We start from the raw sequence: 19,128 nt of genomic DNA, 5'->3' as shown, positions 1-19,128 counted from the left end.
AGCTTCCGTTACATAACCAATATGCGGTGTAGCAAGCACATTCGGCAGCGTCCGGAACGGATCATCCTGAGTTGTTCGAATACATCGATGCCGGCACCAGCGATCTGACCGTTTCGCAGTGCCTCGAGCAGAGCTTCCCGGTCAACGATGGGGCCGCGGGAAGTGTTTATCAAGTACGCTGTTGGACGCATTCTTTCGAGCTCACGAGCATCAATTAATCCTCTCGTACGATCACCTAATACAAGATGAATGGATACAATATCGCTGCTTTCAAGCAGCTCTTCCTTAGAAGACGCAAGAGTAACCCCTGCCGCCTCCGCTTTCTCAGCCGTGAGATTCTGGCTCCAGGCCATAACCTCCATACCAAAGGCTTGTCCGATCCGAGCAACATTGGTCCCGATATGACCAAGACCAAGCAAGCCAAGCCTTTTGCCATTCAGATCAACCCCAATGGTTGATTGCCAACCACCGCTCCGTACCCCTTCATTTTCCAACACCAGCTTCCTTGTAAGTCCAAGAATTAGCGCCCAAGTCAGCTCGGTTGTCCCTTCGCCTCCACCGCGTGTTCCACATACCGTTACGCCGAATTCGGCTGCAGCGACGAAGTCAATGGAGTTATTACGCATGCCGGTCGTAACCAGAAGTTTTAAGTTCGGCAAGCATTCCAGTAACTCTCTCTGAAATGGCGTCCTCTCTCGCATGATCACGACAATCTCGCAATCTATGATCGCGGCGACAAGCTCATCCTTATTGTCAAAATGATGGTTGAACACTTTAACATCCATTCGGTCAGTAACTGTCGACCAATCCGCCATCGACAAGGCGGCGTTCTGATAATCATCTAATATCGCGCATTTCATAGGATCCTCTCCTCCTCTGATACAAACCATAATAGGCTGGAATTAAAAAACAGCAAGCCCCTAAAATCTAGTAGGAGCTTGCTGCAGCTTATCATTATTTCGCTTGGATGTAGCCTTCAGCTTTCAACAGCTCGGCAATTAATACCGCGCCGCCTGCTGCGCCGCGAAGTGTATTATGTGACAAACCTACGAATTTGAAATCGTAGAGGGAGTCTTCACGAAGACGTCCAACCGATACACCCATCCCGCCTTCAATGTCACGGTCCAGGTTCGTTTGTGGTCTGTTCTCTTCTTCGAAGTACGTAATGAATTGTTTAGGCGCACTTGGCAGACCCAGCTCTTGCGGGCGGCCTTGGAACTCTTTCCAACGCGCAAGAACTTCTTCTTTCGAAGGTTTGTTCTCGAACTTCACGAATACAGTAGCCAAATGTCCATCGGTTACAGGAACACGGATACATTGTGTTGTGATGATTGGCGAGCTCGCTTTCACGATTCCACCATCTTCAACAGTACCCCAGATCCGAAGCGGCTCTTGTTCGCTTTTCTCTTCTTCGCCGCCAATGTATGGGATAACGTTATCCAGCATTTCTGGCCAGTCGGTAAAGTTTTTACCTGCACCAGAGATCGCTTGATAAGTCGATGCAACTACTGTTGTCGGATTAAATTCACGCAAAGCATGAAGGGCCGGCACATAGCTTTGAATCGAGCAGTTTGGTTTAACCGCGATAAAGCCTGTTGTTGTACCTAGACGTTTTCTTTGCGCCTCGATCACTTCAAGATGCTCCGGGTTGATTTCTGGGACAACCATAGGAACATCCGCAGTCCAGCGATGAGCTGAGTTGTTTGATACAACTGGCGTGCCTGTTTTCGCATAAGCTTCTTCCAGTGCTTGAATCTCTTTCTTAGGCATATCTACTGCGCAGAATACGAAATCAACTCCTGCGGCAACTTCTTCTACTTTAGAAGCGTCTTGCACGATAATATTTTTAACGGCTTCAGGAATTGGCGTAGCGAGTTTCCATCTTTTTTGGACAGATTCCAAATAGGTTTTGCCTGCCGAGCTTGCACTCGCTGCGATAGCCGTAACTTCAAACCAAGGATGCTGATCCAGCAATTGAACAAAGCGCTGGCCAACCATGCCTGTTCCTCCAACAATACCAACTTTAAGTTTTTGTGACATAAGTGTATTCAAATCCTTTCAGCCTGATTTTGTATGCCGTACCTTACATGTATGCGGTATATTTCCCTTTGCCACCAAGGCGTACCAGCTTTCGCCGTCCTTTGGTTTAAAATAAAAAAATCCCACCCCCAAGACTCCTATAGTCTCAGGGACGAGATTTGAATACTCGTGGTACCACCCTAAATTCGCGGATATGTCGCCATATCAGCCTCTTCGAGTACGGCATTACAACTGTAGCGCTTATACTCTAGCTCTGTAACAGGAGCTCCTGTCACACCATCCCCTACCTATCGGTTCCGATGTGCTGCTCAGAGTCTTTCTTCAATAAATTATTCTTTGCTCCTTTTCAGCAAGCGGAGCTCTCTGGGAAAGAATTCATTTATTTACTCGTCTCTTCATTGCATTTCATATTGCGATTATAATAACAAAAATCCTACCTGAGGTAAACCCATTTCACAAAAAAATTAACGGCTTTCAGCCGCTATCACATTTAGTTGTTTGTAGGCTTTGAAATAGACCCAAGCTGCGTTAAGAAGCAGAATGGCTCCAGTTGTGAAAAATACAGCGCGTAGACTGAACCATGCAGCAATCTGACCGCCAAGAATTGAGCCGATGAATACTCCAAGATATCCTGCCGACATGGAAAAACCGAACACTCTGCCGGTCAGCGTATCCGGTGTAATTTTCTTGAGTAGAATGTTGACTGACGGATTAAGTCCTCCTGCTGCCAGCCCTAACAAGAAGCGGAGAACCATAAGCTCCCATGGCTGATGGACTAAAGCCTGCGGAATAAACAACAACCCCGCAACAATGAGCGCGATAAGCATTACTTTGTGTGCACCAATCTTATCCGATAGCCTGCCGAGTCTTGGTGCAGCTATCATATTCGCCAAACCAGATGAAGAGAAAATAAAACCGGCCAGTAAAGCAACATGCTCGGTATTGCTTGTTAAACTTGTGACATACAACGTTAAGACGGGCTCAATGGAATACATCGCCATCGTCAAGGCAAAATACGTCACGAACAAAGTGATGATTAGGTTTTTCTCAGGGATACTGCTCCATATTTCCTTGGTACTCTGCGCTTTTTTCTCTACTCTGGTGAAATTCTCTTTCACGAACAACAGCGTTGTAATAAAAGCGAACAATAAAAGCACGCCAGTAATAAAGAAAACATTCCGCATACCAAAATGCAGTTCAATAAAGCCGCCGATGGACGGTCCGAGTAAGGAACCCGCGATCCCGGCTGTAGACAACGTACCAAGCGCCCAGCCGGCATGTGCTTTGTCGGTCTGTGTTGCAATCAGAGCTGTACAGGCTGACGCGTATCCGGTAATGATGCCTTGCAGCAAGCGCAGGCCAATCAGTTCATACACATTCTGTGCAAAGCCCATACTAAAGATGACGATTGCCATGCCAAGACTTGCCCTTAGCAGCATAGGCTTCCGCCCGAATTTATCCGCTGCGATTCCCCATATTGGAGAAAACACAGCGGACAGGATAAAGGTAATACCAAACGCAAGACCGGAATACTGCTCCACCAAATGGGTATCAGAAACACCAAGATGGTTGATGTACAGCGGCAGCACCGGTGCAATCTGGCTCATACCGATACTTGAAACAAATACGCCGAACCAACAGACGTACAGGTTTCTTTTCCAAATTGGCATTTCTGCCAGGCCTCCTTCTACCTAAAGCCCTCTTGTTGATTAAGACAGCGTCTGGGTCCAAGCATCAACGGTCTGAACTTCAGCTTGACGAGGGAATACTTTCTCCGTGAGGACGCGGTGAACCTCAGGGTCTGCATCAAGGCAAGCATCCTTAAGGACAGTAACCGAGTAATCTTTGTCAGCTGCTTCCCGCAAAGTGGATAACACAACGCCGCTCGTAGCGATACCGCTTAGAATTAGCGTATCGATCTGAAGACCTCGTAAAAGAACATCGAGATTGCTGCCAGCAAAAGCGCTCACCCGGAACTTCGTTACTAACGGCTCGCCTGGCATTGGTTTTACGGATTCATGAATTTGTGTTGCTTCATCCGTGAAGGTCATTCCGCCGTGCTTAGAAAGGGCAGAAAATGCCTTATTGCGTGGACTGACTTCGAGATATCCCTCGTTAAAAGCCACACGAACATAAATAACTTGTATTTTATGCTGACGAGCAGCCTCAATCGCCTTTTGGAACGGATGTAAAACTTCCTCATTTTGTGCAAACCGCGATACGAATCCATTTTGCAGATCCATAACTAATAGTGCTGTGTTGTTGTGGTTAATCATACGTTGTACCACTCTTTGTTTGTATGATAATATTAAGCGGAGAACTCTCCACTTGACCTCTTGATATTAAACGGAGATCTCTCCGTTTGTCAACAAAGGTGGGAAATAGTCACCAGGATAGGAAGTGAAACGGTCGTGAAAGAAGAAGACATCACTCCCCCAAGAGCGGAACGCCGGGATGCTGCCGAGAATCGTCAGCGGATCTTGAATGCGGCCCTTCAATTGTTTGAACAGCATGGTGTGGAACAAGTCAGTATGAATCAAATCGCAGCATTAGCACAGATCGGTCCTGGCACCTTATATCGTCGTTACCGGAATAAAAGTGAGCTATGTTTGGACTTAATGAAAGATAATCTTGTGATCCTATTTGAGGATATTGATGCTTATCTGGAGCAGCAACGTGCACATTCACCAAGCTCGAGGCTGAAAGGTATTCTGAGCTTATTCATCGTGTTTCGGGAGAAGAAAGCTCAACTGCTGAAAGGGGTTGAAGACTCCTCTGCTATGAATCGGCCAAATTCCCGAACAAAAGGACCTCTCTACCACGAACTGCATGAGCTGCTGGTACAGCTTTTCGATGAAATGCTTGCTGCATCAGGTCAAACACAGCCAAACAGCGTTTTCCGTGCCGATATGCTGCTTAGCGGTGTAAGCAGTGACTCTTATTTATTCCAGCGTGAAGTTCGCGGGTATACACCAGAAATCATCCTGGAGCAGCTTTGCGCAACCTTCATTTCGGAAAATTAAGCAAAAAACCAGCAAAATCCATGGAACTGGATTGCTGGTTTTTTATGCTTGTCTATAACTGTTTCAATGGCTTCTCTGCTGGACCTTCCATTACTTCACCTGAGATATCGAACCGTGAACCATGACATGGGCAATCCCAAGTACGTTCCCCATTGTTCCATTCTACTTCACAACCCATATGTGTACAGGTCGTATCGACTAGATAAAGCTGTCCTTCTTTATCCCGGTATGCGCCAGCCCGGCGACCATGGATTTGTACCACGCTGCCTTCATCCTTCTCAAGCTGTTCCGGACGTTTCTTAACATGCTCGAGCTTACCGGTAATCAGATGTTTGGCAACATCGACATTATCAGTAATCAGCTTGCCTACCGTCTTCCAGGATAATGAGCGAGATGGAGCAAACAGCGATTCATAAGGATTATCCTTTTCCAAGATCGAATCCCGAATAAGAAGAGCTGCCGCTGTTCCATTCGTCATCCCCCATTTTCTGAAACCTGTTGCGATATAGATGTTAGGGGTTGAAGCGGTGATTCGTCCGATGAAAGGAAGCTTATCTCCCGTCGCTAGATCCTGCGCGGACCATCTGTAGGCAATTTCCGTTAGCTTGAACTGATCTTCCGCAAATCTCCTCAGCTCATCATAATGATTAATGGTGCAGATGCCTTGACCAGTTTTATGACTCTGACCGCCTAGAATAATGAGCTTAGATTGATCCTCAAGCTCGGTATAACGAATCGAACGTTTGGGATCCTCTGCGCTTAGATACATGCCGCCGGGGTAATCATCCTCTACCTTGAGCCCAAGCACATATGAACGATCGGCATGCATGCGAGCAAAATAAAACCCCTGCCCGTCATAGAAAGGAAAATGGGTGCATGAAACGACATATTTGCATTCGATTCTGTGCCCGTCGCTTGTCATTACCTTTGGTGTATCGACTTGTTCTACATCGACAGCCGTTGTCTGCTCATAGATCTTGCCGCCTTGCTTGATGAATTCATCTACGAGCTTAATCAGATAGTTTAATGGGTGGAACTGCGCTTGGCTTTCCATTTTCACAGCACCAAACATCGGAAGCTGCAATGGCATTTTGTCAAGATAAGCTCCTGGAATGCCTAATTCCTGATAAGCCTTCGCTTCTTTCTCAACCTTCACGATATAGTCCACATTATGGCTGTATACATAGGCATCCTGCTTTGTATAGCCGCATTCGATTTGATGTTTGTCGATCGTTTGCTCGATAAAGCTCATGGCCTCTTTGGCCGCTTGATAATACAGTGAAGCTTTCTCTTTCCCTTCGGATTGAATTAGTTCATCGTAGATCAAGTCGTGTTGTGCCGTTATTTTGGCTGTAGTATGAGCGGTCGTTCCGTTCAAAATCTCTCCGGCTTCTAATAATGCAACACGGAATCCTTCCTGGATGAGTAAATAGGCTGTAGTAATCCCGGAGATTCCGCCACCTACGACAACAATATCGGTTTCACTATTTTGCTCAAGCTTCGGATATTTCGGGCGTTCCGTTTGTGATGCAGTCCAATAGGACTCGGGAAATTGCGGCAGCTGCTTATGATAGGTCATGTGAATAGTCCTCTCTCTCTCGTCGGTATACATATTTCCTTAATTTGCACCTAGAGAAGGATTATATTCGTTAGTCTGTCAAAGAGTTGATCGCTTTCTTGTCTCCCTTAGGAGAGGAAGCATGAAGAAAGAACCCGCAATGATCATTACACCGCTGATCACATACACCGTAAGAAGGGAGAATGTATCCTTCAAATAACCGGACAAAAACATCCCAATCACCATCATCCCCATAAATACAGGCATAATCGCTCCAGATACCCGCCCGATATAGTCCATCTCTGTGTTCCGGACAATAAGCGTCTGAATTCCGCCCTGAATGGCAGGGTAAACGAATCCGCTAATAATTAATAAGACTAGTGTCATCCAAATTAGCGTTGATGCTCCAATTCCAATCGTACAGACGGCAGTGACGAGCAAGCCCGAAACAAAGAGCAGCTGTGGTTTTACCTTTTTCGCTGCCCCCATGATTACAGCTCCTCCTAGAAGCATAGCAGCACCATTTGTCATCACCAGCCATTGAAGAAAAGATTTTTCTTGCCCTAACTGCTCAACGACGATAAAAATCTGAAGCGGTTGCGTTAGACCTGAGGCAAACCCTACAACCGCAAAGGTTAGGATGAGTGTTCGTAAGGACTGATTTGACCAGACGTAATTCAGACCGGCAGTTAATTCTTTGGCAAAGCTGCTTTCTTCGTTAGACTTTGGTTCGTCTGCGTCTCGAGGAAGCGTCGCTAAGATAAACGATGAACCTAGGAATAGAACAGCCGTTAGGATTAGAGAGACATGAATACCAAGCTTGATAAAAATGACTGTACCAATAACAGGTCCAAGCACCATAAAGATCGCGGCGAGTGTCTGAGACATTGCCATCACACTCTGTAACTGCTCACCCGGCACATGCCGTTTATACAGCTTCATTGCTGATGGCTGTGAAAATTGTGACAAGCTGGCAGAAATGAATGATCCAATGAGCAGCGCCATCCATCCGCCGGATATAAGAGCAATCAGAACAGCGACAACGGATATGGAGGACAGCAGATCACTCCCGACCATGGTCCGCTTTGGCTTCCATCTGTCTGCTAAAGTCCCACCAATAAGCGCAAATAGAAAGATCGGAGCAAATTCCGCTACCGAGATCAGGGAAACATAGACCGGATTATTATCCGTAAGGTCCGTCACATAGAGGAGGACGGCATAATTTCGAATCCATATTCCCAAATGCAGAAGCACCCGGGAGAAAATAATCGTTCGAACATAACGATTGGCAAACATGTTAAATACCTCTTATCTTTTTATTTTTTAAAAATAAACATGGAGGTCGCAATAGACTCCCTCCAATTACAGCGATAGGTTGCTTTTTCTGTTTCACCTCGCCAACTTCGGATTTACTCGATTACTTATTTACTAATTTACTAAATAACTGGTGTCAGTGTATCTTGGATTTCTTTATACGTCAACCCGTTTTTAATGACTGATAGAGTTGCTTTCTATCCACCGACCTCGTTCTTGCCTGCTGCAGCACGGTTTTTCCGACTTATTTGGCTACTTTCCTAAATTGCCCTGAACCTTGTAAACCCTTCAATTCCGCGCATACAAAAGAAAAACAAAAAACTTTCTGCTCACCTGTCACAAAACCGGTCACTCAATTGTCTTAGATAACGAGAACAACACAATACGATTATATTGGAGGAATATCATATGAAATTACGTTTAGATTACCGCGAGGCTAACCCTGCTGCTCTTCAAGCTTTGATAAAACTGGAAGGTACAGCCATGCAAATGAACCCGGACAAAACTCTGTACGAGTTAATCAAAATTCGCGCATCGCAAATTAACGGCTGTGCTTTCTGTCTGGATATGCACACTACTGATGCTCGAAAAATTGGGGAATCGGAGCAGCGTATTAATCTGATCGTGGTTTGGCGGGAAACACCTTTGTTTACCGAGAAGGAACGCGCTGTACTTGCACTTACGGAAGCACTCACTCTTGTAGCAAACGCTGGTGTTCCGCAAGAGATTTATGAAGAGGTTCGTAAACACTTTACAGAAGCGGAATATGTCGGCTTGATCATGGCGGTTAACGCCATCAACAGCTGGAATCGAATCGCTATTGCTACTGGCATGTTCCCAGGTTGTTACGAGGCTTAACAACAGCTTGTCCCAAAGAAACCACTCCATGGAGAGTGGTTTCTTGTTGTTCGTTACGTTATGATCAATTTAGCTAAGATTAGGAGGTCGATGTACTTGACGTCGAACGAAATGACAATGGAAGTGGAACAACTATACCGGGAATTTAAGCCCCTGCTTACCTCAATTGCCTATCGCATGCTTGGTTCCATGAGTGAAGCAGAGGACGCGGTCCAGGATGTGTTCGTCACGGTCAGTAAGCTCGACGGAATCGACATCGAACATCCCAAAGCTTATCTTGTCAAACTCGTAACGAACCGCGTATTGAATCTCATGAAATCTGCCCCCCGCCAGCGGGAAAGCTATCCCGGGCAATGGCTTCCCGAGCCGGTTATCGAGTTCGATACGGAGTCTATGCCTCTCGAAAGTGTTATTCAACATGAGCAGCTGGGCTATGCCCTACTTGTGTTATTACAGACTTGTACCCCGCCTGAGCGTGCGGTATTTGTATTACGGGAGTCCTTCGGTTATGATTATGCCGAAATTGCGGCGTTGCTGGATAAATCGGAAGCTGCCTGCCGTAAAATTTTCAGCCGCGCCTCAGCGAAGATTGGCCATTCTTCTACAATAGAGAATAAGACCTCTCTCGATGACTCCATGAATCGCTTTGTTCAATCCTTCTCGCAAGCGATTCATACCGGACGCTTAGACAGCTTTATCCATCTGCTTACTGATAATGCTGTGCTGCTTACCGACGGCGGAGGAATTGTTCGGTCTGCTCTTAATCCCATTATGGGTCCACAGCGAATTGTCGCTTTTTTCGATGGCATTGCAAAGAAAGGGGCATTCGAAGGGACCTGGCAATCAGCATCAATCAGTGGTCAGCAAGGCCTTCTTCTTATGCATAACAATCAGATTGTGAAAGCCTATGTATTCGAGCCTGATGAACAATCCAATAAAATTCGAGCTATTTATGTAATCTCCAATCCGGAGAAGCTGACCCGATAGCATTATAACAACAGACCTTTTCTCGAACCATGAGAAGGGTCTTTTTTTATTTAAACTTTGCAATTTTCTTTCTTTAGCGTTAAAATAACCAAACATCCTACGTTTAAAGAAGGAGCATGACCATGTTAAAGCAAACAAAACGATTAACGCTTGTCGAGCAAGTCGCTGAGCAGATCGAAGATTTGATCACATCTGGTATTTGGGCCGTTGGTTCACGTGTCCCTCCTGAGCCTGAACTAATGGAACAGCTTCAGGTAAGTCGTAACACATTAAGAGAAGCCATTCGTGCACTAACGCATGCTGGTTTGTTAAAAACTAGACAAGGCGACGGTACATACGTGTGCTCATCAAGTGCGCTTGGACCTGTTCTGAAGAAGAGAATTATGCGTTCCAAAATGCTCGAGACACTTGAAGTCAGGCAGGCCTTAGAGCAAGAAGCCGTCAAGCTGGCCGCCTTACGCAGAGATGAAGAGGATCTGGTGAAGATAACCCATTGCCTTGAGCAATGTAAGCTGGCGATTAACACGCAGGATCCCCAAACCTATGCCCAATGGGACATTGAGTTCCATCAGGCCGTTGTCTCTGCTTCCCATAATGACTTACTTATAGAGCTATATGATTATATCTCCGAAAGCCTGCAGCACATTGTAGTGGAATTATTCGAAAAAGCTGATTTTAAAAAGTACTATTTCACGCATGAACAGCTTCTCAAGGCTATTACAGAACGAGACAGTGATAAGGCGGTTGAAATCGCTCATCTATTCATTCAAGAATCTCAACAACATCTTACGAGTGACAACACGACCGGAACCGGAGGACAACTTCATGAATCAATTAAACAGCCTGATCAGACCAGAGGTTAAAAAAACTTCCGGATTTCTGCTCGTATTAGGCATCATTTTTGTTGCAGCCAACCTTAGAGCACCAATAACATCGGTTGGTCCACTAGTCAATTACATCCGGGAGTCTACGGGTATTACTCATACCGTAGCCGGACTTCTAACTACAGTTCCTTTGCTCGCTTTTACCTTCATGTCCCCTTTCGCCCCGCAGCTTGCGAGACGTTATGGCATGGAGCGTGTCATCCTGTATGCCCTGCTGCTGTTGGCGGCAGGTACAGTCATTCGTTCCTTTTCAAGTGCATTTGCGTTATTTGGCGGGACGATGCTGATTGGCTTATCGATAGCGGTATGCAATGTGTTGATACCTGGTCTCGTTAAACGGGATTATTCGAATAAAGTGGGTCTGATGACCGGCATATACTCTGTCTCCATGAATTTATGCGGAGCGCTTGCTTCGGGGATCAGCGTGCCACTTGCACGTGATGCGGGACTTGGCTGGCAAGGTGCTTTAACCTGCTGGCTGGTACTCACAGCGATTGCCATTGTATGCTGGCTTCCACGAACCCGTCAGGCTCAATTGAAAGCAGCTATTTCTCATTCCGACAGCAAATCTGTCGCAGCTAGACCATGGCGTTCCTCTTTAGCATGGCAGGTTACTTTCTTTATGGGACTTCAATCGTTTATCTTCTATAATCTGGTCGCTTGGCTTCCTGAAATATTAAACAGCCGTGGGATGAGTGATGACACAGCCGGCTGGATGCTGTCGCTTATTCAGCTATCGATGCTGCCCTTTACTTTCCTTATTCCGATCATTGCCAGCCGGATGAAAAACCAGAGAGTTCTTGTTATTATCACTACTCTTCTCTATCTCGTAGGCATTGGTGGACTCTTGATCGATGGAAATACGCTCGTACCTTTGTGGTCCGTTCTTATCGGTATTGCAGGTGCAGGTTCGTTCAGTCTCGCTATGTTATTCTTCACCTTGCGGACTCGTACAGCACAAACCGCTGCAGAGCTATCCGGTATGGCACAATCCGTTGGTTACCTGCTTGCAGCCATTGGCCCTTTACTTTTTGGTGTCATCCATGACGCAACGCATCACTGGACGGTATCTATTCTGATGCTGATTGCGGCAAGCTTGCTTATCTTTATCTTTGGCATGGGAGCAGCACGTGATCGATATGTTGGCGATCAAGCCAAATAAACAAAAAAACAACTCCGAACGCCGGAGTTGTTTTTTTGTTTAACCTTCTACAATATCAGCTTCCAGCTCGCTTGCGATCTCAAGCATCTTCGGAATCACTGCTTCGTTAGTACCGGACACGTACAGGTCTCCATCATAAAGCCGGAATGGGATCTTCACTTCTCCAAGGCTCCACATAAAGAAATCTCCATCTATAGACATTGTGCTTTCAGGACCCTTCACCGTAAAGACAGGACTATATTCAAAATCCGGCTTGGCAGCAAACAGCTCCTTGCATTCCTCTATAGTAAGGTCAAGCACATTGCCCGATTCTTTAAGTGATCTAGTAATGCGATAACGTTGGCTCATTATAAGGCCTCCTATTTCATCCATAGTCATAAACATTCCTATTATTATACATGACTTCCCCTTTCTCATCAAAAGCAAATAACCTAGGAAGCCGCTAATCGCGAGCAGCCTAGGTTATTTAATTAATGCTATAAAATAACGCCGTCTTTAAAAATAGCTATTTCGCGGAATCCATTACGTTCATTATTCGTCTGACGATCTCCGGAGGCAAGCTCAACGATTTGCCCAAGCAGATCATCCCTTAATTCATCCATTGTCTTGCCTTCAATTAATTGACCAGCATTGAAGTCTATCCAATTCTTCTTACGCTCGGCAAGCTGCGTATTCGTAGCAATCTTGACAGTTGGCACAGGTCCACCAAATGGTGTTCCGCGGCCAGTCGTGAACAACACGATATGCGCTCCAGCAGCGGAAAGTGCCGTAACCGATACAAGATCATTGCCAGGAGCCTGGATCAGATTTAATCCCGGTTTTCTGGACGGCTCTCCGTACTGCAGAACATTCGTTACCGTTGCGTGTCCACCCTTTTGAGTACAGCCAAGCGACTTCTCCTCGAGAGTTGTAATGCCTCCATCCTTATTGCCCGGTGACGGATTCTCGTAGATCTCCTGCCCATGCCGAATGAAGTAGGCTTTAAAATCATTAACGAGGTTAACTATCCCGTTAAACACCTGCTCATCCGCTGCACGATCCATCAGAATCGTCTCTGCGCCGAACATTTCAGGCACCTCAGTCAGCAGCGCCGTGCCGCCTGCAGAGGTAATGGCATCTGCAATTCGGCCTACAAGAGGATTCGCCGTAATCCCGGAGAAGCCGTCAGAACCGCCGCATTTCAAGCCGATACGAAGTTTAGAAAGTGGAAGCTCTTGCCGTTTGAAGCGTTCCGCATATTCCACCAGCTCGCCAATTAACTTAACTCCTTCTTCCAGTTCATCTTCAACCTCTTGGGATTTCAGAAACTTCACACGATCTGGGTTATAATCCCCTATCGCCTTCTTGAAAGAATCGATTTGGTTATTCTCACAACCTAGTCCAATGACCAGAACGCCTGCCGCATTGCCATGGCGGACCAATGCGGAGAGCAGCTTTTGCGTAGCCGTTAAGTCATCTCCCAGCTGGGAGCAGCCATATGGATGTGGAAAATGATGTACACCGTCGATGGCTTTCCCCTCGAATTGGCGATTAGCCAGCTTGGCAATGGTTTCACAGGTTTTATTGATACATCCTACTGTGTTGATGATCCAGATTTCATTCCGAATCCCAACCTCTCCGTCTTCACGAACATACCCTTGGAATGTTTTTGGTTTCACAGACAAGGCTGGTGCAGTTGGCTTTGACTCCACCATAGGCTTATACTCATATTCCAGCACTTCACCTAATCCAGTACGGAGATTATGGGTATGAACCCAGCGGCCGGTCGTAATATCCTCTTTGGCGACCCCAATGGAATAGCCGAATTTATGAACATGCTCACCTGCAGCTACTGGATGGATAATAATTTTATGACCACGTGGTATCGGTTCAGCGACCGCAACGGATTGCTCGTGCTCGCTGCTATCTGACGAAGGCCATCTGACGATCTCACCGGGCTCAATATCGCGCAGCGCGATGACCACATCATCCTGGGGATGAAGAAGTGTTGCGTTCGTTACGGTTGAATTTCTCATGCTCTCTCCTCCAACTGCGCGAGTTCATCCGTCAATACATCCAGCAATCCCGGTATCTCAGTCAGATCGCTGTCCCACCACGAAGTTTGGCTAAGAACGTCAGCAATCAGCTCTTTCACTTGCAGCTCGCCATTGTCGACTTTCCTCCACAATGCTGCGAGATCCGAAAGTGCGGCTGCATCATCTCTGATGACCTGACTCTCACCATTAAGCTTGCTGCCTGCATACCCACCATCTTCCGTTTGCTGAACACGATAGAGCCGAAGAAGGGAACCAAAGGATTTCATAATAAGCGGCGGCAGTTCGCCTGTCCGTTCATGGTATGCCATAAGCGTCGGCAGCAGCCGGACCTTAAACTTGGAAAGCGTATTCATCGCAATATCCGTCAGCTTATGCCGGACATAAGGATTGGCGAAGCGCTCAATCACTTGTTCTGCATAGACTCGCATCTCTGCTTCTGGCAGAGGGACAGAAGGGACAATCTCATCAAACATTACGCTGCGAAGCTGCTCACCGTATACCGGATGCTCGACGACTTCTCTTACTTCGCTTAATCCATGAAGCACTCCAAGTACCGCCATCCAGGTATGCGCACCATTCAGAATACGGACTTTACGCTGCTGATACGGCTTAAGATCATTGGTCCATACGACATTTAATCCTGCCTGTACGAATGGCAGCCGTTGACCCAGCTCCTCTTCGCCTTCAATCGCCCAGATATGGTAAGGCTCTGCTGCATTAAGCAGCCGATCCTTGACGCCCCATTCCGCATAACGATCATCAGCTTCCTCAGCAGGAAAACCCGTCACAATTCGGTCGACAAGTGAATTAAGGAAACGATTATGATCTCGAATCCAATCCACGAATGCCTCAGGAAGCTGCCAATCCGCAGCATGCTGCAGGACGATCTCCCGAAGCTTATCTCCATTCCGTTCAACGAGCTCGCATGGCAGCAATAAGACCCCCTTGCCCGGATCACCGCCAAAATGCTCAAATCTGCGGAATAGCAGCAGCGTCAGCTTGCCCGGATAAGATAATATTGGCTGATCTGGCGCCCATTCGGATGGCGTGTAGACCAGTCCCGCTTCCGTTGTATTTGATACAATCAGTTCTAGGTCTAAGCTCTCTGCCATAGCCAAGAATTGATCCCATTCCTTATAAGGGTCTATACATGCAGAGAAAACAGAAATAAGCTCCCGCCGATCGATAAGCTCTCCTTCATGTAATCCTCTAATCCATTGATAATAGAGACCATCTTGTTCCTCAAGCTCCTTCAGCTTGGCAGCGCCAGCAGGCCGCGGTTGGGACACCGCGACGCTGCCTTGGAATAAGTCTTGCTGATTACAGCGATGAATCATCCAGTCGACAAACCCCCGAAGGAAATTTCCTTCGCCAATTTGCAGTACTTTCACCGGATAAGTCTTCATTCGATCATAGGCTGCTGCTTCTTCGGCCGTCAGCCTTGCATAGTTCAGAGGTTGAACACCATTTTGCAGCTGGCTCATCGTGAAACCTCCGCCTGAACTTTAATGCTGCCCGATTCTGAGCCGAAACGGAAATATTGTTCCGCATTCCGGTAACATACGCCTTCCACGATTTGTCCAAGCAGCTCCATATCTGCCGGCACTTGACCAGATTCCACCCAATCTCCGAGCAAATTGCAAAGAATTCGGCGGAAGTATTCATGGCGTGGGTAAGACAAGAAGCTCCGGGAGTCCGTTAGCATACCAACAAAACGGCTAATAAGCCCCATATTCGCGAGTGACTTCATCTGTGCCAGCATGCCATCAATCGTATCATTGAACCACCAAGCGGAACCAAGCTGAATTTTGCCAGCAATCGTGCCATCCTGGAAGCTGCCGATGATCGTCGCCAGCACATCATTATCCGATGCATTCAGCGAATACAAGATGGTACGCGGCAGACCGCCATTGCTTTCCATGCTGTCCAGCAGTCTAACAAGCGGGCCTGCTAATACACCTGTATGAATCGAATCATAGCCCGTATCTGGACCAAGACGCTTCATCATAGCTGTATTGTTATTACGGTGAGCATGAATATGAAGCTGCATCGCCCAGCCGTGCTCTGCATACAGACGAGACAAGTACACCAAGGTATAAGTCTTGTACTGTGCCTCTTCCTCCAGACTTACAGCTTCGCCACGAAGCGCTTTGGCATAAATAGCTGCCGCCTGCTCCTCAGTGGAATCTGCATACATGACCGTATCGATGGCATGGTCAGATAACAGACATCCAGTCTGATGGAAGAATTCTACTCTCTCCTTCAGTGCTTTAAGCAGCAAGCTGTAATCCGAAACCTTATAACCACTTACGTCCTCCAGACGGCTGATCCATGGCAGGAAAGTCGCGCGGTTAATCTCAAGCGCTTTGTCCGGACGGAACGAAGGCCGAACCTGGAAACCATGGCGGTCTTCCTCGATGAGCTTAATATGATATTCCAGCGAGTCCGCAGGATCATCCGTTGTACAAACGACACGGACATTCGATACTCGAATCAAGTCTTGAGGCGTCATTCCATTACCTTCGAACACTTTATTCGCTTTCTCCCAAATGACCGGTGCGTTTTTCTCATTAATAAGTTCTTCAATCCCGAATAGTCTCCTAAGTTCCAGATGAGACCAATGATATAACGGATTTCCAATTGCCATTGGAACTGTCCGTGCGTAGGCAAGGAAACGATCATAATCGCTTACTCCCTCGCCGCCGGTCACATATTCCTCCGAAATGCCATTCGCCCGCATCGCACGCCATTTATAATGATCGCCATACAACCATACCTCCGTCAGATTACGGAATGGTGCATTTTCATAGATCGCTTTAGGATCAAGATGACAGTGATAATCGATAATCGGCATTGCTTTGGCAAACTGTTCGTACAGGTGGACAGCTGTCTCGCTATTCAAAAGAAATTGATCATCCATAAACGCTCTCATTCATGCCACACTCCTATTTATAAAATTTTACAAGCTCATCAACTTTTACAGCTTGACCAGTGCGGATCGACTTGTTCGCTGCAATACCTGTCAGAATGGAGCGTGCACCGTCGATATGGTTAGCCGCACGCTTGAAACGATCCTCAACTGGCACGCCGAAGATGTCGTTCAAGAGTACCGGGTCACCACCGCCATGACCGCCTTCCGCTTCTTCAAATTGTGCTGTGTAAGCTTCGCCAAACATCGGGAAGACAATAATGTTAACGCCTTGAACCGCGCCTTCAAGCGCTTTGTCGCCGCCAGAGTTAACGTATGACTGTTCAATGACATTCATCTCGATACGGCCTTTTGTTCCATTAAAAGCAATACGGTAGCCTTCCCATGGCAGGTAGGCATTAAGCGAATACGTCAACAAAGCTTTGTTCTTATAGCGTACAAGTACACTCATCGTATCTTCAATCGAGATGCCATCGCCAAACACGCTTTGGTCGCGGCGGTAGCCGTCTTCTGACTCTGCATCCAGGTACATCGCCTTCAGATGCTCATTATCATCAAGCGTAAGCGCAAATGGATCGTCTTTGGCATTCGGATTACCTGTTGCACGCTCATAGAACTTCGTTACTCCACGCTTCTCCGCATTTTCACGTCCGTAGAAGAGCAAATCCCCCATTGCAAATACAGACTCCGGCTCCGAGCCAATCCAGAAGTTAACGAGGTCGAAATGATGCGTTGATTTATGGACCAATAGTCCACCGCTGTTGCGTTTGTCGCGATGCCATCTGCGGAAGTAGTCCGCACCATGTTGGGTATTTAGCAGCCACTCGAAGTGAACGGATGTAATATCGCCAATCGTGCCATCTTCAATCAATTCACGAGCTTTCGTATGATGCGGAGCATAGCGATAGTTAAATGTTACGCGTACTTGGCGACCTGTCCGTTCAACAGCATCAAGAATTTCCTGACATTTCTCTTCATCAACCGTCATTGGTTTCTCGGTAATGACATCGCAGCCAAGTTCAAGCGCACGAATAATGTATTGGTGATGCGTACGGTCAACAGTTGTGACAATTACGTAATCTGGTTTGATTTCCTCGATCATACGCTCGAACTCATCACTCTTATAAGTACGGACTTCCGGATAATCGTATTTTTCTTTCAAAAGCTTATTGGCATAATCCATACGAATCTGATTAATATCGCAAAAAGCCAGAAGCTCCGATGTTTCCCGGAATCTGGTCGCAATCGCCTGATAGAAAAATTCCGCTCTTCCGCCCGTTCCTACTTGCACATATGTTTTTTTCGAAGTCATGAATATACCTCTCCTTATTAGCTGGTTTGTAATCGCTTTATATCTAAAAAGATACAGCAATATTTGCTCAATATCTCCGCAATATATGCTAGAATTATAGCGATGCCGCAAATTTTGTCTTTTGGAGGTACATCTATCATGAATCTAGGAACCGAATTAACCTATGGTAACTCGGAGGATTTATTTTTCCTCGAATATAACAAGCGCAAAGGGCATTTCACGATGTCCATCGACCATATTCACGGGCAATATGAGCTTTATTATTTGTTTAGCGGTGAACGGCAGTATTTTATTAAAGACCGTACTTACCCGATTCAAGCTGGTGATCTGGTTCTGATCCCAAGCAATGAGCTGCATAAGACCTCGGACACTGGCGTACCTAATCATGCTAGGATAGTCCTCTATTACAATGAACGTTATTTCGACAGCTTTTCGAAGGAAGAAGCTGCGCTTCTCCGGTCTCCCTTTCTTGGTTTGCGCAGTGTACTGCGTCTTACCCATCAGGAAAGATTACGCTTTGAGCAGCTGCTGTACGGTCTTCTGCAAGAGGTGCAGGAACAAACTGCCGGTCATGAACTGCCGATTCGTCATGCGGCAGCTGAAGCGTTGTTGTTTGCAGCCCGTCATATGATTAACAGCAAACCAGAACCAAACGAAGGATCCTCTCCTCCCTCGCCGGCTGCCGCCAAAGCCATGGAGATTGCCAGCTATATTGCTGAGCATTACCGAGAGCCTTTGACACTGGACGAGCTTAGCCGCCAGTTTCATTTGAGTACCAGTTACCTGAGCCGAACCTTCAAGAAATTTACTGGCTTTGGTCTAACCGAATATATCGGTATTACCCGTGTGAAGGAAGCACAGCTAAAGCTGCGAGAAACGGACGAGCGTGTAACGGAGATTGCTGCAGACGTAGGTTTCGAAAGTTTATCGCAGTTCGAACGTGTGTTTAAAACTCATGTCCACCTCTCTCCGCGGGACTACCGTAACCAATATGGACAAAAACGCTAGGGGCATGCTGCGTCAAA

At 46.7% G+C, this 19,128-nt stretch carries 17 protein-coding genes and 1 other annotated feature; of the genes, 6 read left to right on the top strand and 11 right to left on the bottom strand.

Translation table 11 applies throughout. The annotated features are described in order from the left end of the window. Window positions 1-8: 8 nt before the first annotated feature. From FHS17_RS03995 to FHS17_RS03980, 4 genes are all read right to left on the bottom strand, one after another. The gene (locus FHS17_RS03995) at window positions 9-860 is read right to left on the bottom strand and encodes a D-2-hydroxyacid dehydrogenase family protein (protein WP_243865159.1); all 852 of its coding nucleotides are present in this window, start codon (window positions 858-860) and stop codon (window positions 9-11) included. Window positions 861-954: 94 nt separating this feature from the next. Next, complete coding sequence (asd, locus tag FHS17_RS03990) at window positions 955-2,040, bottom strand: aspartate-semialdehyde dehydrogenase (RefSeq protein ID WP_167274933.1); 1,086 nt, start codon at window positions 2,038-2,040, stop codon at window positions 955-957. A gap of 144 nt (window positions 2,041-2,184) precedes the next feature. After that, window positions 2,185-2,448, bottom strand: a binding site (T-box leader). Between the two features lie 56 nt (window positions 2,449-2,504). After that, a complete protein-coding gene (locus tag FHS17_RS03985; RefSeq protein WP_167274928.1) occupies window positions 2,505-3,710 on the bottom strand; it encodes a multidrug efflux MFS transporter in 1,206 nt (401 codons plus the stop codon). Window positions 3,711-3,749: 39 nt separating this feature from the next. Continuing rightward, window positions 3,750-4,316, bottom strand: a complete 567-nt coding sequence (locus FHS17_RS03980) for a cysteine hydrolase family protein (protein WP_167274924.1) — start codon at window positions 4,314-4,316, stop codon at window positions 3,750-3,752. 135 nt (window positions 4,317-4,451) lie between these two features. Between FHS17_RS03980 and FHS17_RS03975 the strand changes: the two genes are divergently transcribed. Further along, window positions 4,452-5,063, top strand: a complete 612-nt coding sequence (locus tag FHS17_RS03975) for a TetR family transcriptional regulator (protein ID WP_167274919.1) — start codon at window positions 4,452-4,454, stop codon at window positions 5,061-5,063. A 52-nt stretch (window positions 5,064-5,115) separates the two neighbouring features. Here FHS17_RS03975 and FHS17_RS03970 read toward each other — a convergent pair whose 3' ends face one another. Together FHS17_RS03970 and FHS17_RS03965 are read right to left on the bottom strand one after the other, a co-directional pair. Beyond that, complete coding sequence (locus tag FHS17_RS03970; protein WP_167274914.1) at window positions 5,116-6,642, bottom strand: FAD-dependent oxidoreductase; 1,527 nt, start codon at window positions 6,640-6,642, stop codon at window positions 5,116-5,118. Between the two features lie 78 nt (window positions 6,643-6,720). Continuing rightward, complete coding sequence (locus FHS17_RS03965; protein ID WP_167274909.1) at window positions 6,721-7,917, bottom strand: MFS transporter; 1,197 nt, start codon at window positions 7,915-7,917, stop codon at window positions 6,721-6,723. A gap of 426 nt (window positions 7,918-8,343) precedes the next feature. Here FHS17_RS03965 and FHS17_RS03960 point away from each other — a divergent pair, with 426 nt between their 5' ends. From FHS17_RS03960 to FHS17_RS03945, 4 genes are all read left to right on the top strand, one after another. Then, window positions 8,344-8,793 carry a carboxymuconolactone decarboxylase family protein gene (locus tag FHS17_RS03960; protein ID WP_167274905.1) on the top strand — a complete coding sequence of 150 codons (450 nt, stop codon included), beginning with the start codon at window positions 8,344-8,346 and terminating at the stop codon, window positions 8,791-8,793. A gap of 90 nt (window positions 8,794-8,883) precedes the next feature. Further along, window positions 8,884-9,780, top strand: coding sequence for a sigma-70 family RNA polymerase sigma factor (locus FHS17_RS03955; RefSeq protein WP_243865158.1), 897 nt, complete (start codon window positions 8,884-8,886; stop codon window positions 9,778-9,780). Between the two features lie 122 nt (window positions 9,781-9,902). After that, a complete protein-coding gene (locus FHS17_RS03950; protein WP_167274898.1) occupies window positions 9,903-10,643 on the top strand; it encodes a FadR/GntR family transcriptional regulator in 741 nt (246 codons plus the stop codon). Further along, the gene (locus FHS17_RS03945) at window positions 10,606-11,826 is read left to right on the top strand and encodes a CynX/NimT family MFS transporter (protein ID WP_167274894.1); all 1,221 of its coding nucleotides are present in this window, start codon (window positions 10,606-10,608) and stop codon (window positions 11,824-11,826) included. The genes FHS17_RS03950 and FHS17_RS03945 overlap by 38 nt, the downstream gene beginning before the upstream one ends. A 39-nt stretch (window positions 11,827-11,865) precedes the next feature. On the opposite strand, the gene FHS17_RS03940 is transcribed toward FHS17_RS03945, so the two are convergent. The 5 genes from FHS17_RS03940 to FHS17_RS03920 all read right to left on the bottom strand — a co-directional run bounded on the left by FHS17_RS03940 (window position 11,866) and on the right by FHS17_RS03920 (window position 18,103). Further along, a complete protein-coding gene (locus FHS17_RS03940) occupies window positions 11,866-12,174 on the bottom strand; it encodes a hypothetical protein (protein ID WP_167274891.1) in 309 nt (102 codons plus the stop codon). A 128-nt stretch (window positions 12,175-12,302) separates the two neighbouring features. Further along, window positions 12,303-13,841, bottom strand: coding sequence for a UxaA family hydrolase (locus FHS17_RS03935; RefSeq protein ID WP_167274887.1), 1,539 nt, complete (start codon window positions 13,839-13,841; stop codon window positions 12,303-12,305). Next, window positions 13,838-15,346 carry a tagaturonate reductase gene (locus FHS17_RS03930; protein ID WP_167274882.1) on the bottom strand — a complete coding sequence of 503 codons (1,509 nt, stop codon included), beginning with the start codon at window positions 15,344-15,346 and terminating at the stop codon, window positions 13,838-13,840. The genes FHS17_RS03935 and FHS17_RS03930 overlap by 4 nt, the downstream gene beginning before the upstream one ends. After that, complete coding sequence (gene uxaC / locus FHS17_RS03925; protein ID WP_167274878.1) at window positions 15,343-16,794, bottom strand: glucuronate isomerase; 1,452 nt, start codon at window positions 16,792-16,794, stop codon at window positions 15,343-15,345. The genes FHS17_RS03930 and uxaC overlap by 4 nt, the downstream gene beginning before the upstream one ends. Window positions 16,795-16,807: 13 nt before the next feature. Continuing rightward, complete coding sequence (locus FHS17_RS03920; RefSeq protein ID WP_167274874.1) at window positions 16,808-18,103, bottom strand: Gfo/Idh/MocA family protein; 1,296 nt, start codon at window positions 18,101-18,103, stop codon at window positions 16,808-16,810. 138 nt (window positions 18,104-18,241) lie between these two features. Between FHS17_RS03920 and FHS17_RS03915 the strand changes: the two genes are divergently transcribed. Beyond that, on the top strand, window positions 18,242-19,111 hold the full coding sequence (locus FHS17_RS03915; RefSeq protein ID WP_167274869.1) for an AraC family transcriptional regulator: 870 nt from the start codon (window positions 18,242-18,244) through the stop codon (window positions 19,109-19,111). Window positions 19,112-19,128: the final 17 nt, after the last annotated feature.

The organism is Paenibacillus lupini, from assembly GCF_011761355.1.
GTDB classification, from domain to species: domain Bacteria; phylum Bacillota; class Bacilli; order Paenibacillales; family Paenibacillaceae; genus Pristimantibacillus; species Pristimantibacillus lupini.
Note: the sequence above shows the minus strand (reverse complement) of the source record. Positions and strands in the feature narration are given on the sequence as shown.

Excerpts from the sequence above, each read along its gene's own strand:
- FHS17_RS03915 (WP_167274869.1), top strand. The coding sequence starts at position 18,242 with ATGAATCTAGGAACCGAATTAACCTATGGTAACTCGGAGGATTTATTT.
- FHS17_RS03955 (WP_243865158.1), top strand. The coding sequence starts at position 8,884 with ATGTACTTGACGTCGAACGAAATGACAATGGAAGTGGAACAACTATAC.
- FHS17_RS03935 (WP_167274887.1), bottom strand. The coding sequence starts at position 13,841 with ATGAGAAATTCAACCGTAACGAACGCAACACTTCTTCATCCCCAGGAT.
- FHS17_RS03940 (WP_167274891.1), bottom strand. The coding sequence starts at position 12,174 with ATGAGCCAACGTTATCGCATTACTAGATCACTTAAAGAATCGGGCAAT.
- FHS17_RS03930 (WP_167274882.1), bottom strand. The coding sequence starts at position 15,346 with ATGAGCCAGCTGCAAAATGGTGTTCAACCTCTGAACTATGCAAGGCTG.
- asd (WP_167274933.1), bottom strand. The coding sequence starts at position 2,040 with ATGTCACAAAAACTTAAAGTTGGTATTGTTGGAGGAACAGGCATGGTT.
- FHS17_RS03980 (WP_167274924.1), bottom strand. The coding sequence starts at position 4,316 with ATGATTAACCACAACAACACAGCACTATTAGTTATGGATCTGCAAAAT.
- FHS17_RS03920 (WP_167274874.1), bottom strand. The coding sequence starts at position 18,103 with ATGACTTCGAAAAAAACATATGTGCAAGTAGGAACGGGCGGAAGAGCG.
- FHS17_RS03960 (WP_167274905.1), top strand. The coding sequence starts at position 8,344 with ATGAAATTACGTTTAGATTACCGCGAGGCTAACCCTGCTGCTCTTCAA.
- FHS17_RS03950 (WP_167274898.1), top strand. The coding sequence starts at position 9,903 with ATGTTAAAGCAAACAAAACGATTAACGCTTGTCGAGCAAGTCGCTGAG.
- uxaC (WP_167274878.1), bottom strand. The coding sequence starts at position 16,794 with ATGAGAGCGTTTATGGATGATCAATTTCTTTTGAATAGCGAGACAGCT.
- FHS17_RS03970 (WP_167274914.1), bottom strand. The coding sequence starts at position 6,642 with ATGACCTATCATAAGCAGCTGCCGCAATTTCCCGAGTCCTATTGGACT.
- FHS17_RS03945 (WP_167274894.1), top strand. The coding sequence starts at position 10,606 with ATGAATCAATTAAACAGCCTGATCAGACCAGAGGTTAAAAAAACTTCC.
- FHS17_RS03995 (WP_243865159.1), bottom strand. The coding sequence starts at position 860 with ATGAAATGCGCGATATTAGATGATTATCAGAACGCCGCCTTGTCGATG.
- FHS17_RS03985 (WP_167274928.1), bottom strand. The coding sequence starts at position 3,710 with ATGCCAATTTGGAAAAGAAACCTGTACGTCTGTTGGTTCGGCGTATTT.
- FHS17_RS03965 (WP_167274909.1), bottom strand. The coding sequence starts at position 7,917 with ATGTTTGCCAATCGTTATGTTCGAACGATTATTTTCTCCCGGGTGCTT.